This is a genomic window from Paenibacillus dendrobii, from assembly GCF_009807035.1.
Taxonomy (GTDB): Bacteria; Bacillota; Bacilli; order Paenibacillales; family Paenibacillaceae; genus Paenibacillus_AQ; species Paenibacillus_AQ dendrobii.
On the sequence record NZ_WUBI01000001.1, the window covers coordinates 1,224,974 to 1,241,111 of the forward strand.

Here is a 16,138-nt window from a genome sequence, read left to right on the forward strand (position 1 = left end):
AAACTTAGAGGAGGTTTTATTTATGTCTGATATCCTAAAAGATAAACGCGTTATTTTTATTGATATTCTCAGAATACTGTCCATCCTGGCCGTTATCATTTTGCATTACTCAGCAGATCTGCTCACGAGGACCAATGATTTCAATACGATCCCCTGGTGGATCAGCAACTTTTTCAATTCCATATCCCGCTTTGCCGTTCCTGTATTTTTTATGATTAGTGGCTCGATGATTCTAAGAACGGAAATTAAATCGTACAAACAATTTTATGTGAAAAAAGTACTGCCGCTCATCATTTCTTTGGTAAGCTGGTCATTCATTTATGCGGTGTACAATCAATACTTTGTTCTAAAAAGCAGCATGAACGTGTTTCAGTTCTTTGCCCATTTTGCCTACGGCTTAGCTTTTGATCGAAATTATATCCATTTATGGTTTCTCTATGCCATTATCGCCATCTACATAACCGTTCCACTCATAAGTAAGCTCGTCAAAGCATGCAGCGAAAAAGATTTAAGATACTATCTATTCTTCTGGTTCCTGATCAGTATCTTCTATAAATTCATCTCCGATATGGTCTTCAGGCTAACCTCTGAATATATCAATATACCGATTACCAACATCCCATTATTCATGGGTTACCTCGGGTATTTTATATTAGGATACTATCTCTATAACTTTTCGATACCGCTCAAGGCGAAGAACCTATTTTGCAATTTGGGCGTGATATCCCTATTTTCAACACCGGTGGCTACTTATTTTGCTTCTGTTTACAACGGTACGCTGGATGAGGTATTCTACGGCAACTATTCGATTACAACTTTCTTTATGGCGATCGGAACCTTTATTTATTTCAAGGAAAAAGAAGAAACATTGCATGAGAGAATGAATTACAAGGTCCAAAAATTAATAAGCTCCATTTCCAAAGCCAGCTTTAGCATTTATTTGATTCATGTATTAGTTGAACTATTGGTTTCCAGAAGATCTGAAGTCGATGCCAATCTTCTCCAAACCACGGCTAACCTTATTTATAATGTTGCGATCATATTCTCCATCAGCTATGTCACGGTCAAACTCTTGAATCTCAATAAATATGTCACCCAAGTCTTATTTGGAGGAAAAAGTTAATATGATCAAAATCAGTCTTTATACGAAGGCCTTCTTGGCCGCGTTAACGATCGGGATGGGGATGTATTTTTATCATATCAACAATTCAGACCATAAAATCACCTCTGTCTATATACCCGTTTGGAAAGATTTCAAAGACCTTTCTCTCGAAGGAAAGAATGTGGATATTGCTATTCTGGCCTTTGCCAAAATTGATAAAACGAATATATATTTTGATCAAGACCCTGCCAAGAACGAAGTCATCAAACAAAATATCAAGCAGCTAGCTGCGAAAAACAAAAATACGAGCTTCATCCTTGGCGTTGGCGGCTATAAAGCAGATGGATTCTCGGATGCATCGATGGATGGGAAACGCTACTCCTTTACAGAAAATATGGTTGAGCTCGTCAAAGAGTTAGATTTAGATGGAATCGATATCGACTGGGAATATCCAGCGTTTGATTCATGGAATACAACCAAAGCCAGACCTGAGGACACCAAGAACTTCACCCATTTAATGAAGGAGCTCAAAGAAAAACTGGATAGGCTCCCGCGTAAAAATAAGAATTACTATTTGAGCTTTGCTGCTGGAAATGAAGATTGGTACTTCAAAAATGTAGAGGTTAAAAAGGTCGAAAAGTATGTGGATTTCATCAATGTGATGAGTTATGACTTAACGGGGGCTTGGTCGGATACAACAGGGTATAATTCAAATTTATATACAGATAAGAATGATAAGAGTAAAACCAGCGTAGATCGTATCATCAGCTTGTATCTGGATCATAACATTGATCCCAAGAAGCTCCTCTTAGGCGTTCCCGCCTACTCCTATGGATGGGAGAATGTGAAGAGTGATCCGGGTCAACAGGGTGCCTTTTCCAAGGGTAAGCCGATCGATATCAACACAATAGATTTGAGCTACAAGACGCTAAAAGAAAAGTACCTAAACCAAGATGGATTTAAGCGTTACTACGACGATACGGCAAAAACAGCCTATCTGTATGATGGAAACACCTTTGTAACCTACGAAGATCAAGAGGCATTGAGTGCAAAGATCAATTATATCAAAGATAAACATCTTGCTGGTGCCATGGTGTGGGAATACTCTCAGGACTCCGATGATGGTATCGTGAAATACTTATCGGATCATTTGAACGAATAAGGTAATCAAGGAGTAGCAAAACTTAAAAACCACTTACTGCTCAGAACATCATTCTGAATAGTAAGTGGTTTTTGTTTATATAGGGTGGAGTGCCGGAATTGCTCTTCACCTCGTGAACGGATGTTGACATACTGTTTATTGTACGGTTGAGTATTCCACAAGACTCCGCTTTTCTCCGGTTCCTTCATCCTCTTCAGCTATTTCCGTCTGTTCAGCCGTGGAATCAAGCTTACTGTTGCCCATGAAAAGGGTCGCTATACACGCGGCGATCACCGGTAGTAGTGCCCACGCAAAAGTTTGAGTAATGGAGCCTGATAAGTATTCGGAAATATGATGCAGAAGTTCAGTAGGAATCGATGAACGAGCCTGCTCGGATAACAGCACATGGGGATCGTTCATTTGCAGAGCTTCCGGTGCGGGTCCTCCGCTGCTGAATAAATCACTCATCCTGCTGGAGAAGGCGTGATTCTGGATCATGCCGAACACGGTAATGCCAAGTGTCATGCCGAGAGAGCGCAGGAAGTTAAATGTTGAACTCGCCGTTCCCCTCTGCCGATACGACAAACCGTGGATGCATGCATTCCCAAGTACCGAGAAGGAAGCCCCAATGCCAAGGCCTACAAGGATCATATAGATCGTAACCTCAAGACGGGTTGAATCCGGGCTCAGCGTGCTCAGAAGTATGATCCCTGCCATGAATAATAGTAGTGTCGAGATCATAATCGATCGGTACGACAAACGATTCATCAGGTTCCCGCTGAGGGTTGCCGTTACGACGGAACCGAGCATCATGGGGAGAAGCACCATACCGGAGTTTGTTGCCGATCCGCCCAGGACACCTTGAATAAATATCGGGATGTACACGGAAGCTGCGATAAAAGCTGCCCCGCTGAACAAGCCGATGACAACGCTGGATGCGTAAACTCTGTTTTTGAACAAACCGAACGTAATGATCGGTTCTTTGGCTTTCGTCTCACGATACAAGAATGCCGCAGTCAACAGCACAAAACCACCGAACAAGCTGAGAATTGGAGTCGAGCTCCAAGCCAGCTGCTTGCCGCCCAACTCAAGCGCAAACATCAAGCATACGACCGCTCCCAGCAACGTAATCGCTCCCGCCCAGTCGATCGGCTGCTTCGAGCGCTCGTGCGACTCTTTGTAGTAGGCTGCAATCATGAAGAGTGCCACGAATCCGAGCGGTAAATTAATGTAGAATACCCACTGCCATGCGATGTAATCTGTAATGTATGCCCCGAGCAGCGGACCGAATATGCTGGAGATTCCAAAGACGGCGCCAAATAATCCTCCAAGTTTGCCTCTCTTCTCCAGCGGCACGGCATCGAACATGATCGTAAATGCGATTGGTACCAGTGCACCCCCGCCAATGCCTTGAACCGCACGGTATAAAGCCAGCTGCGTGATGGATTGCGCGGTTCCGCATAATGCCGAACCCATCATAAACATAATGATCCCAAAGATAAAAAATCTTTTTCTGCCATACATATCGGATAACTTTCCGAAAATGGGCATCCCCGCCATTTCAGCCACCATGTAAGCCGAGGTGACCCAGACGAATTTGTCCATCCCTCCTATTTCACCGACGATATTCCCCATGGCTGTCGCCACGATGGAATTATCCATCGATGCCATCAGAATACCCAATAGCAGGGCTCCAATGACCAGGGATAGTCGGCTTTGCTGTTGCTGTTTCATTTACAGATCCACTCCTTTTTTTTCTCGTTCACTTCTGTTCCTTCCAAGCTAAGAAAGCCGCATGTAAATGTGGTTATTCCGGCGATCCTTGGAGAGGAATTTCTCGAAGTGAATCCTTTCCTACATATTAAAAAAGGAAGTATGACAACGGACTGTCATACTTCCCGATATTTTTCGATCATCTTCTGCAGCTTCTGCTTCAGTTCTCGTCTGACCTCTAAAGGCTCCATCACTTCGATCCCATCCCCAAAACTAAGAACAATCGGCAAAAGCCACTCGATACTGCTGATATTCTGATTTTCAAGGACAATATCCAGTGAGCCATCCTCGTTAAATCGCTTCTCCACTCCAACAAAAAAATCCAAGGCTCTTGCCATGCATTGCACAGAAAATCTTAATATGATATCCCTGTCCCCATTGCCGAAATGCGTTTGTCTGCCAAAAACCTGCGGTGGTACCGGTTCATGCAGATGATGCTGAAAATGTTCGCCAGAGACGTTAAGCGAAAGAATTCTCGGCAGTTTAAATTCCCGGTACCCGCTTCGCAGCCTGCAATATGCGTATAGATACCAGGTATCGTATTTGTACTGCAAATGAATCGGTTCAACGGAACGCTTTACACGCTCACCCTTGATGCTTACATACTCAAATTCCAGTACGAACTGGCTCGCAATAGCGTCTTTAATCAACCGCAGTGTTTCATTATATGGTCGCCAGCTCCCGAGATCCAGCGAAATCCCAGGGCTTCGTACTGGCTTGTGGACGGTTTGCAGCTTATGGATCGTTTCTTCGGCCTTTTCATCTTCGAAGATGGTGGACATGCTGCGGAGCAGCGTCACAAGGGAGTTCACATCATATGAGCCCAGCAGACTTTTATCCATTTTATATTCTTCCATAATGCCGTAGCCGCCGTTCACTCCTTGATATGAAACGACCGGGATCCCTGCAGCGCAGATGGCATCGATATCTCTGTAAATCGTTCGCTGGGAGACATTATATTTCTCGGCCAGGGCAGATGCTGACAAAACTTCGTGATTCAGCAGCATATAAATCATTGAAATGAGCCGTTCAAGCTTCATGAATTTCCACCTTTATCATTTTGATATCATCGGAATCGAGTTCATTAACTCTTTCATAAATTACTATATATCTTTTATTGCTTACCACGTCAATTTAATTAAATGATGTGTCATTTCACATGGATAAGGAGCCTGCATATCACGATGATGAATCGTTCTGCAAAGCTCCTTATTTGAAAAGCATCACTGCTGAATTGCCATCATGAAGTATACTCTAACCCGGATCTGATCCACTTTTCAATGACTCCTTGATCTAGAAACGGAGCAATGGACCTTAAAGCGCTGATTCCTTTTTCTTCAAAAGATTTACGGGCGCAATCCTCAAGAACTTCATCACTCATGAACGGGGCTAATGACTTCAGCCCATCGATGCCTTCTTTTTCGTAAGCCTTTTTGGCACATTCATTGATTGCTTCATCACTCATAAACGGCGCTAAGGACTTCAAAGAGTCGATTCCCTCATTGTCAAAAGCCTTTCTTGCGCATTCATCAATCACCTCATCGCTCATGAACGGCGCCAAAGACTTCATTTCGCGGATGCCTTCCGTTTCAAACGCCTTTCTTGCGATCTCGTCAATCAACTCGGTACTGACAAAAGGAGCCATCGAGATCATATCGCGGATTTCAAATTTCGTTTTCATATGTTCAAATACCTCGTCAGCCTGTTCCACCTTCAGGATCGGAGCGATGTCGGTTAAATCTTTAATCGTAACATCGTTGTTTTCCAAAAACTCGGAAGTATTGTGGTTCACGAACGTTTGGATGATTTGGGTTCCTTTACGATTCTCCAGGATTTGGTCGATGGTTACCTCAAATATTTCTGCGATTTCCGGCAGTTTGGAGATATCGGGCATGGTTTCCCCACGTTCCCAATTGCTGATCGCTTGATAGCTGACCCCCATTTTATCCGCCACTTCCATCTGCGTCATGCCTTTTTCTTTCCTCAGCTTGGCAATGTTTCTGCCGATTTTGACCATATCAAACATTCCTGTCACACTCCTTAAAGGTTGATGCGTCAAGTGTATACTTGAAACGAGTTTCTGTATATCAAGCGTCGCTTGAGTTGATGAATTGCTGGACCTATTCGGTTAGGCCCTGGCTGGCATGCCGAGTCACAACAATAAAGGAACTGCCGCTAAGCAGTTCCTTTGTCTTTTTCTATTACGGTGTGTGACTACCCAAAAATTGATAGGATCCTTTCGGATACGTATCCCATTCCCCATACTGGGAAAATGCCATAGAGCCGCTATATACCCCGGACTTCCTTATGATGGTTCCTCCCAATGGCAAAAACTGCTCCTTCGAATTCGGGTCACCCAATACATCAATGACTTTACCATCCTTCTTCAATACGATAGCCGTAACATTAAAATTGCTAGGGTCATATAAAAACAGATCGTCATAATTGTAATAGGTGATATCCGTTAAATCGAAGACATCATAGAAAATAGCGTCTATAAAAATGACAGGATTAAAGAGGATTTTCTGCATTGGAAAAGAAACGATTTTCTGTTGATTCGTTTTTTTCATCCATTCATGGACTTCAATTTCATAACCTGTTCCGAGGTCAATGGACCCCTTAGCATCGTTACGGAATAACTCGAATGCAATTCGGCCGTCCCCACCATCCAAATACTCCGAGAAAAACAAGGTCGGCGCCGTTTGTTGTTCCACATCGATTTCAAATATCGCAGCCTTTCCGTCAGCCCCAACGACCCAGTACGTTTGTTTCTCGGTGGGTATAGTCCATGTTCTGCCGTTAAAGGTTTGCGGTCCTGAAAAGGTCTTGGTTGGGCTTCCCGTATACAGCTTGAACGAATTTTCGTTGGCAAACAAATTCCACAAATCATAGGAAACGTTTTGAACTCCTGTTTTGGTGTGGATGGCAACCCGTCCATTCGCGACAAGTGGAGCATTGCGTACCGTAAAATGATATTCAGTGCTTCCGCCCTTACCATCCGAAGCAATGATCGATATTTCGGAACTTCCGGCTTTCGTTCCCGGAGTTAGAATGAGCTTGGAAGATTGAATTTCGGCATTCACGTATTCGGACGTATTCCCCAGTGAAAAGGTCAGGGCATCTCCATCTGGATCGCGGAAGATCTGATTCAATTCAGTTACATGCTCAGAACTGTATCCAGGGGTTAAGATCTGTTCTCCAATGCCGCCTATCAGCACCGGTTTCTCATTCGGCTTGTCATTCCCCAAGGAAACCTGGACTCCGAAAGCTGTCGCCGCCGTTCCTCCTTGCCCATCATTCACGGACACACTTACGCTCGTCTGTCCTGCGTTGACAGGGGTTAGTGTAAGTACAGCACCTGACACAGAAACTTGAACTACACCGGGGTCATAGGTTATGGCGGTCACTGTTAACGGATCGTTATCGGTATCCTCCATATATCCGCTCAAATCGAGCAGAACGTCCCCTGATCCGATTTGAAGCGTCTGATCCGGTATCGCCGAGATCGATGGATCGTGGTTCGTAAGCGGGATCTCCTCCACGCTTACAGGGACGATAACGTTCGCTACAGCACCATAGATATCTTTTACGGCGATGTTAATATTCGTTTGACCGACATTTGCCGGTGTCAAGGATAGAACCCCGTTATTGATCGCAGCCTGAACCACCTGATGGTCATAAGACAGATCATCAATCGCGAACGCAAGCTGATCCTGGTCAGGATCCACGACATAATCGGAAAGTTCGACTGTCTGTACCGATCCATTGTTAAGCAAATGCTGCACAGGTACTGGACTTGCTATCGGCGAACGGTTTGCCGGCTCCGTTATAATCAATCTGAATGTTTGCGTCAGTATTTGATTCGCGTATTCGGAAGTTATAGTGACCTCGGCTGTTCCCGTTTTTAAAGCAGATAGCTTCAAAGTATTTCCGGATAGATCGGAACTGGCAATGCTTGGATCATGGATGCTCACGGTATAATTCAACGGATACTTGTCCGTATTCTCAAAAAAAGAATTCAAGTCAAGAATCATGTCCCCGGTTCCAAGCTGCAGCGTTTGATCTGGGATGGTGGCATTCACGGATACATTAAATGAAAAATTAGCCGTTTTTCCGTTCTGGTCGTCCGCAACAATCGAAATTTTCGCTGATCCTTTCCCTACGGGAGTGATCGTCAACATATTTCCTGCAACTGTAGCCTTAGCAACTTTACTGCTCATCGAAATGGCGCTAAATTTAATGGTTGATTGCTCGTTATCTTTAATAAATTGGGATAAGTCGATGGTATACGGTGCATCCCCAAGCAAGCTGAGCCGTGGATCTTCAAACGGCTGAATCAGCTGCGGAGGCGTATTTACGCTGCCATTGCTGCCGTTTCCTATATTGGAGGAATTCCCGGAAGCGTTTGATGCCGGTGCGGTTTGAACATGAGAAGAACCCGTATTTACTCCAGACACTTGCGTTATGGCCGCCCCGTTCGCCAGCGTAATCGACTGAACGTTACTATTAGCGCCTACTTCTATTTTTGCACCCTTATTGTTCACCGCAAGTTCTCCAATAGTTCCCGTACTATCTATGGATACGTTGCCAGCACCATCAGCGACTAATTTGGATATCGTTGCGGCTCCACTGATTTGAACAGGATCGGGATTATTCAACACGACTTGCGGAAAAATCCCCTCCAGACTCACCTTCGTTGCGCCTTTATCTACGGATAATTGATTGATGCTTGCAGCTGAACCCGCTGTGATCGAGGCATCCGAAATCAATGATATCTGTTCAATTGACGTGTTACCGGATGCAACCACATGGACGTCGGTTTTGTTTACCCGAACGTCATTCAGATCAGAACTATCGAATACGACCGTATTCTCATCTCCGCCCTCAATGAATGTTTTCCCCTGAACGGTTATTTGATGGGCATAAAAGTCATTTTGAAGTTCGCTTTTGATTCTCAAATCGCCGGAGATGTTAAGATCGGTCACGCTAATGAAGTCACTAGCTACTTCCAACTTCCCATCCAGAGTAGCTCCATGCCCGTCTAATATGATATTCCGCTTGAATTCTGCCTCGGATGGTTTGGCATTTTCTCCTCCGCTGCGCAGCTCGAGATAGGTGATCTTCTCGATTTCCTTCCCTTTCAGAACAAATTGGATTCCGGCGTCCTGAAGAATACCTGCATTGCTATCTTGCAAAATAGGGGCAATTCTATCCCCCATGGTATAGCGAATGCCGTTGATTTGAACTTGATTGCCCAGCACCTTCTGAATTTCTGCCGGTCTGTTGATTGGCATAAATGTTTCAACAATCATTTCGGCTGCTTCTTCCCGATTCACCGAAGCGCGAGGTAGAAATTGGGTGTTCTTTGTTTTCATGAATCCCTTCTGGATCGCGGATTGCACAGATGCTTGTGCCCAGGAGGCAATGCTATTCCAGTCAAGCGGATATTGAAATTGCGGGACCTTCTGAATCTCGGCGAATTGGGAGGCTCGCATCAATATGACAGCCATTTCTTCCCTTGTTACCGCTCTGTCAGGATAAAAATGATTTCGGTCGCCTTGCATCAATTTAGCCTGGTTAACGGCTTCGATCGCGCCTCGATACCAACCGTCTGATTTTACGTCTTGAAAAGTCGATCCCTGGCTATTCATTGGCAATTGCAGGGCCCTAGTAAGTATAACGGCCAAATCTTTTCTCGTTAAAGCTGCTTTGGAATGGATTCCTGTTCCCGGTTCGCCGCTCATCCATCCACGACTTTGGGCAATTTCGAAGTACTTGCTATCCGCCTTGTTTGAAGTCTTTGGATCGGAAACCTTCGAAGAGGTCACAGTTTTCGCTCCCATTGCCATAGCCCCATGATTTGCCGGAGAGACGATAGAAGCTAATAAAATTCCAATCATAACTGCACTGCTTTTACCTTTTGAATGCAATATCATCACTTCCTAAGTTTCACTATGATAGAACTTCATGAGTCATTCACATAAAAGCAAGCAACTGCATGAAAGACATGCAGTCGCTTTGATCATTTGTTACTAATCGGCATTGTAATAGCCTAAACCGCTAAGATCATTGGTATCTTTATCAATCCATTGATTCGGTTGATATTCGCTCCCATGCAGCAACCCCGAAATACGTTCAATAGATTTGCCAGGGATAAAAAAGGCCTTATCCACGACTTGACCGTCATATTCGAGAGTCAAATACACGGGTGCACTATCATCTGCAAAGAAAGACATCACGGTCTTGTAGTCCGGCGTGATTTCCTCTCCCTCATAGAATGCTTCGCCAATCGTAAAAGTCTTACCGGCCAGAATCTTCAAGTTCTCGTCGTTAATTTGAATATCTTCGCTTCCATTCGTAAGTGTAATCTTTATTTTGTTGGCATCCAGATCAAGATTGGTAGGATTATATATTTCAATAGCCTGTAATAACTCGTAATCACCCTGACCCCAGAATAGTTCGGAAAAGAAAATTGAATACTCTTTGACCTCAACCATAAACGTGGTCTCAGCAATCCCGCCTTGACCGTCGTTGGCCTTGACCGTAATCGTTGCCGTTCCCGCCGCTATTGGCATCAATTTCAGATCCGTTCCTTCCACCGCTGCACTGACGATGTTCGTATCCGAGGACTCGGCTTCGTAAGTTAGAGCATCCCCGTCCGCATCCGTGAACACGTTCGCGATGCTGACCGTTTGTGTTCCGCTCGTCACACTGATGTTCTGATTACCGACCGGATTCGCCTCGGTCGGGGCATGATTGATCGGAGCCGGCACCGTGATCGTCGTCTGGAACGTGGTCTCAGCAATCCCACCTTGACCATCGTTGGCCTTGACCGTGATCGTTGCCGTTCCCGCCGCCGTTGGCGTCAATTTCAGATCCGTTCCTTCGACCACTGCACTGACGATGTTCGTATCCGAGGATTTGGCTTCGTAGGTCAGGACATCCCCGTCCGCATCCGTGAACACGTTCGCAATGCTGATCGTTTGCGTTCCGCTCGTCACGCTGATGTTCTGATTACCGACCGGATTCGCCTCGGTCGGGGCATGATTGACTGATGGCAACGGAGGTGTAGGCTCATCAGTTCCTGGTGACACAGGGTCTGTAGGATTACCGGCCGCTGAACCGCTTGATGGTTCCGAACTCTTAGGTGTTGTCGCCATTGGAATCGGGGTACCGTCTTCCAAGGTCACGATTTGGATCTGCTTCTGAACCTGAGCTAAGTTCTGAATAACATCCGATAATGCAGTCCCTTTTGGTAGAACCAAGTGCTTCACCTTGATATCTGAACCCAACGTAATTTTGGCGCCTTTTTGGACGATCATGGACTCAACCGTTCCTGAGCCGCTCAACAAAAGCGGATTTTGTGTATTGATGGCCATCCTCTGTATGTCCGTGTTCATCAGAACATCGCCGGCATTCCCTTGAATGTTCACTTGAGAGAGAGCTTGTCCGCTTAAAACCAAATGATTCCCCGAGATTTTGATCAGACAACCGGATGATATTCCTGACGTATCCAAGTAAATAGGTTTCGCCTTAGTTCCTGACTGGATGATCTCAATCTCTGACAGTTCCTGCACATTTCTTGCAGCAGATTTGAACTTCAGTATGGCTCCTTGCAACGCGTTCCTGTTTTCGACATGAAGCAAAAACTTCTGTAATTCACCGGTTACCAGGAATGGCGTTTCATCAATGGTAATAACATCTTCTTCAATCTTAGAGATAACGGCTGTATGTTCTCGCTGTGGGAAAATATCCACCAAGTAACGCGCTATGTCTTGCCGCTGAAGCTTTTGTTTGGGCAGAAAATCCCTTTCCGGTGCATCCATCAGACCCAATCGGATGGCTGACTCTACAGAATGAATTGCCCATTGGCTTACACTCTGCTTGTCAGAATAGTCCACACTCAGACCTCCTGACGTTCCTTGGCCTTGAACAGCTCTTACCAAAATAGCCGCCAATTCCTCTCTTGTAACGGGGTCCTCCGGTCGGAACGTGTTGCTGTTGCCGCTCATAAGACCGGATTGCCGAACCGCCTCTATATATTTTGAAGACCGGCTTCCTTTCTGGACGTCCATATAGCTGAATTGCTGTTCAGATGGAACCAGTTTCATCGCTTTAACCAGCAGTTCTGCAAGCTCTGCTCTAGTCAATAAAGCCGTAGGTTTGAACTCTCCACTCGGGTATCCATTCATAAGTCCTAAATTTACGGCTTCAAGAATGGATTGTTCCTTATCCTGAGCTATGAGCTTTTGATCCGAAAAAACATGCCCCACGAATTGTGCAGCCGGATATTGAATGGGATTAGCATAGGCATTCCTTGCACCTATAGCGGATGATAATAATATAGTTGCAAGTAAAATAGCTCTCCATTTCTGCATAACGTGTCCCCTTAAATCAATTTTTTCAACATTTTTCGATATAAAATTCATTATAGAGATCCATTCTGAACGGATTCTGAACAACTTTTGACTATAAGTCCCTAAATTTGGTTCTATATACCTAATTGAAAAACAAAAAAACCTCCATCTTTGAGATGAAGGTTATAAATGGTAACTCGTCATTTTTTCATCGAATCGGCTTGGGAGAATACGGTCTCTTACGGCTTCACACTCAAGCCCTGCTTGAGTCCTTGTACGTCCAGACCATCCACCGCAAATGCCTGCCGCACCAGCTCGGGCGAAACAAACTCATCATATTTTCCAAGATAAGGCGCTTCATCGGGACCAAGCAGCATCGTGGGATCGGTACAGGCTGCACATTCCTGCAAAATTTGCTCCAACAATACTTGGCTCTCAGCCTTTCCCGCAACAACAAAGTAATAAGGTTCCATCGGCACAATCGAACGAAGAGACAGACGCTGTGCAAGGTTATTCTTAAGCATACGCTCCAAAGTCCGGAACTGCTTGCTGCCCACCCACGGCAAAATGAACATCGAATCGCCTCCAGCCGGGATTACTACCGATTTCAGGAGTCCGCTTTCCCGTGCCAATCTGCGTGCCCGTTCCAGCCGGTTGACGGCTTGAGGAGACAAATACGAGTAGATAGCGCTATCTGCAAGTACCTCGCGCATTTTTCTTACAACCAAAGTATGGATGTCTCCGCCTGCCCCGAGCCAGAGTGTATCGACTTTGCCAAGAGCCGCCTTTACGTAAACCGCTTTATGCTTCGTATCCACTTCCGTCACTTTCCATAGCTTCCCTGCAAGGGAGAAGCAATATCCGGGCGGTGGGACCGTTGTAATCGAACCGATCTCTTCCGAGCCGTTATATACCGCATGCTCTTCATCATCCTTGAACACGGCATAAAATCGAAAGTTGTTTACGATCTTCTCGCCGGTCAAGCCGATAATCAGGCTTTGCTGCTCAGTCCACTGGATATGGTCCGTTTGCAGCAGGTAATTCAGGAACACTTTATACGCATCTGGAGAGATCTCACGGAAAGAAGGCAGTGACAGCACATCCGCTGCCAGCTCTGCAGGCGTTGCTTCCCCCCTGCTTTTCAAAATGCTCATCGTCTGATGGTATAGCAGGCCGATCGGCATTTGACGGATATCAAGCGGCTCCACCCAGCGGTCACGCACATACAGCTCAATGACCGCGATAGCGCGAAGCAGCGTCCATGGCATGCGTGCAGGCAGCATGGCATCCTCATCCTCTTCTTCCGGGCAGACAAAGAGCATCTCGGATGGCGCATCATTTCGTCTGCCAGAGCGTCCGAGCCGCTGCACGAAACTGGATGCGCTGTACGGAGCTCCGAGCTGGACGACCCGTTCAAGTTCGCCGAGATCGATCCCAAGCTCGAGCGTCAGCGTAGCCGCGGCTACAGCCGGACCGGGACCGTTCTTCAGCGCAGCCTCCGCTTCTTCGCGCAGCATCGCCGAGATGCTTCCGTGATGTACATGGAACACATCCGGCTGGTGGCGGTGTGCTGCCACCCTACGAAGCTCAAGCGTCGTCAATTCTGCATCCGAGCGGCTATTGGTAAAGACGAGAGCTTTCTTCAAATGCGTGCTGTCGTATACAAAGTCATAATACGCCTTGCGCGCGTTCTGCAAATGTTCCGCCTGTTCTTCGTCCCGCGCATCCGGGAACGAAAAATGTTCCACCCGCAGCCGCAGCTTGCGACCGCCAGGCACGGATACGGCATCCACAGGTTGCGGACTGCCTGCACCAAGCCATGCTTTCGCCGCTTCGTAATCGCTTAGGGTTGCGGACAAACCAACGCGTCTTGGCGAGCAGCCCGTCATTTTCTCGATCCGCGCAATCTGGCTCAGCACTTGAATGCCCCGGTCCGCGCCCATAAATGCATGCACCTCGTCGATGATGATATACCTGAGATCATGGAATAATGCAGGAATGGCATTGGGACGGTTCATCAACAATCCCTCCAGGGATTCCGGAGTGATCTGGAGCACCCCGGAGGGATTGCGCATCAGCTTGCTTTTCTCCGTTTGCGACACATCGCCATGCCAATGCCATACCGGGATGTTGCCATCCCTAAGCAGTTCCTTGATCCGTTCGAATTGGTCGTTGATAAGCGCCTTCAGCGGCCCGATATACAGAATACCGACGGAAGCTGAAGGACGTTCGTGAAGTTCGGTCAAAGCCGGGAAGAACGCTGCTTCCGTTTTGCCCGACGCCGTTCCGGCGGCGATCAGCATGTGATGGGTCGTATCCATGCAGATGTTGAGCGCTTCGACTTGGGCCGGACGCAGCGTATCCCATCTTTTCCGGTAAATGAATTCCTGGATAAATGGTGCCAAACGGTAAAAAATCTGATTTCCGCTGCTGCTCATAGTTCAAACTCCGCCAGAAAATCGTCTACATCATCCTGCTCCTTATCGGCAGCCGCCGGCGCAGCCATGCGTTCACCCAGCAACTGGCTGAAAGAGGCATCCGGATTCTGATGCAGGGTATGCAGCAGATCCATGAAGTCCCTCACCACTTCGCGCGGCGTAAGCAGCTCGTCCGCTCCCATACGCCCAACTGCCGTCTCCATAAATTGAATCAAATCTTCATCAGACAAAGACGGAGTATAGCCGAAATGCAGGCCATGAATGTGCAGCAGTTTCTGCAGCAGAATTAGAATTTCTTCATGCGACAGCATGTCCAGCTTTAGAATCGGACCCGTGTAGTTCCGGTACCCGTTTCCGGCAAAACGTCCCTCCACCAGCCGCGACCGCAAAGCCTCATAGCTGAATAAGCCGCGCCGCTCATCCTCAACGAACTGGGGCGTCCCCCCCAGGAAGATGCCCAGATGCTCGGCCTTGCCCTGCATCGTGTCATTGAACATGGTCAGCAGCTTCTCATAATTACTCGTACGGGATACGCTGTTGGATATTTTATATAGATTGACGCCTTCGTCAATAAAAAGCAGCAGTCCTTTGTAGCCAATCTTCGCCATAAATTCCGACCACAGCTTCATATAGTCGTACCAGTTGTCATCATCGATGATAACGCCGACATCCAGCTCTTTTCTCGCTTCGGTCTTGTTCGGGAATTCGCCGCGCAGCCAGCGTAAAGCTGCCTGTTTCTTCTCGTCTTCCCCCAGCTTGTATCCATTCCAATAGGCCGCCAGCACCCGGGCAAAGTCAAATCCGTGTACCAAATTCTGCATTTCGGCCGTGACCGCAAATATGCGCTGCTCAACTTCCTGGGTTAATGCCGGATCTCCTGCACGTAAACCACATGCCTTCATTGCTTCCTGTTGAATCGTGGATATCCACTTCTGCAAAACAGCCTCCAGCGCACCGCCGTCCGGACGGGTACGTGTGGACAGATGGGTCATCAGTTCGCGGTAGGTTGCGAGTCCCTGTCCTTTTGTTCCCACCAGTCTTCTTTCAGGCGACAGGTCTGCATCCGCCGTGACGAAATCGCGGTCCAGCGCGTAGTTGCGGATCGTTTGCAGGAGAAAACTTTTTCCGCTGCCATAACGCCCTGTAATCAGCTTCATTGCCGCTCCGCCTTCGGCGATATTTTCCATGTCCCGCAAAATGGCTTCGACCTCGGGCTTTCGCCCAACGGCAATATGCTCCAGACCGATTCGCGGTACCACACCTGCGGTCAATGAGTTGACAAGGGCTGTCGTCAAGCGTTTCGGTATTTTCAGTTCCGCCAAAGCTC

Annotated in this window: 9 protein-coding genes; 2 read left to right on the forward strand and 7 right to left on the reverse strand. The window is 46.8% G+C overall.

Going from position 1 to position 16,138, the window contains the following annotated elements:
* The first annotated feature begins 22 nt into the window (after positions 1–22).
* Together GRF59_RS05190 and GRF59_RS05195 are read left to right on the forward strand one after the other, a co-directional pair.
* Positions 23–1,123 (forward strand): acyltransferase, encoded by a 1,101-nt coding sequence (locus GRF59_RS05190; protein ID WP_202128496.1) that lies wholly within the window; start codon positions 23–25, stop codon positions 1,121–1,123.
* Between the two features lie 4 nt (positions 1,124–1,127).
* Positions 1,128–2,264 carry a glycosyl hydrolase family 18 protein gene (locus tag GRF59_RS05195; RefSeq protein ID WP_160498128.1) on the forward strand — a complete coding sequence of 379 codons (1,137 nt, stop codon included), beginning with the start codon at positions 1,128–1,130 and terminating at the stop codon, positions 2,262–2,264.
* 135 nt (positions 2,265–2,399) lie between these two features.
* On the opposite strand, the gene GRF59_RS05200 is transcribed toward GRF59_RS05195, so the two are convergent.
* The 7 genes from GRF59_RS05200 to GRF59_RS05230 all read right to left on the reverse strand — a co-directional run bounded on the left by GRF59_RS05200 (position 2,400) and on the right by GRF59_RS05230 (position 16,133).
* On the reverse strand, positions 2,400–3,977 hold the full coding sequence (locus GRF59_RS05200) for an MDR family MFS transporter (RefSeq protein ID WP_160496570.1): 1,578 nt from the start codon (positions 3,975–3,977) through the stop codon (positions 2,400–2,402).
* A gap of 155 nt (positions 3,978–4,132) precedes the next feature.
* A complete protein-coding gene (locus GRF59_RS05205; RefSeq protein WP_160496571.1) occupies positions 4,133–5,056 on the reverse strand; it encodes a helix-turn-helix transcriptional regulator in 924 nt (307 codons plus the stop codon).
* A 200-nt stretch (positions 5,057–5,256) separates the two neighbouring features.
* The gene (locus tag GRF59_RS05210; protein WP_202128498.1) at positions 5,257–6,042 is read right to left on the reverse strand and encodes a helix-turn-helix domain-containing protein; all 786 of its coding nucleotides are present in this window, start codon (positions 6,040–6,042) and stop codon (positions 5,257–5,259) included.
* A 175-nt stretch (positions 6,043–6,217) separates the two neighbouring features.
* Positions 6,218–9,859: an S-layer homology domain-containing protein gene (locus tag GRF59_RS05215; protein ID WP_160496572.1), complete on the reverse strand. Its 3,642-nt coding sequence runs from the start codon at positions 9,857–9,859 to the stop codon at positions 6,218–6,220.
* Positions 9,860–10,048: 189 nt separating this feature from the next.
* A complete protein-coding gene (locus GRF59_RS05220) occupies positions 10,049–12,394 on the reverse strand; it encodes an S-layer homology domain-containing protein (RefSeq protein ID WP_160496573.1) in 2,346 nt (781 codons plus the stop codon).
* 218 nt (positions 12,395–12,612) lie between these two features.
* On the reverse strand, positions 12,613–14,811 hold the full coding sequence (locus GRF59_RS05225) for a DEAD/DEAH box helicase (protein WP_160496574.1): 2,199 nt from the start codon (positions 14,809–14,811) through the stop codon (positions 12,613–12,615).
* Entirely contained in the window at positions 14,808–16,133 is a 1,326-nt protein-coding gene (locus tag GRF59_RS05230; protein ID WP_160496575.1) for an ATP-binding protein, read from the reverse strand. The genes GRF59_RS05225 and GRF59_RS05230 overlap by 4 nt, the downstream gene beginning before the upstream one ends.
* Positions 16,134–16,138: the final 5 nt, after the last annotated feature.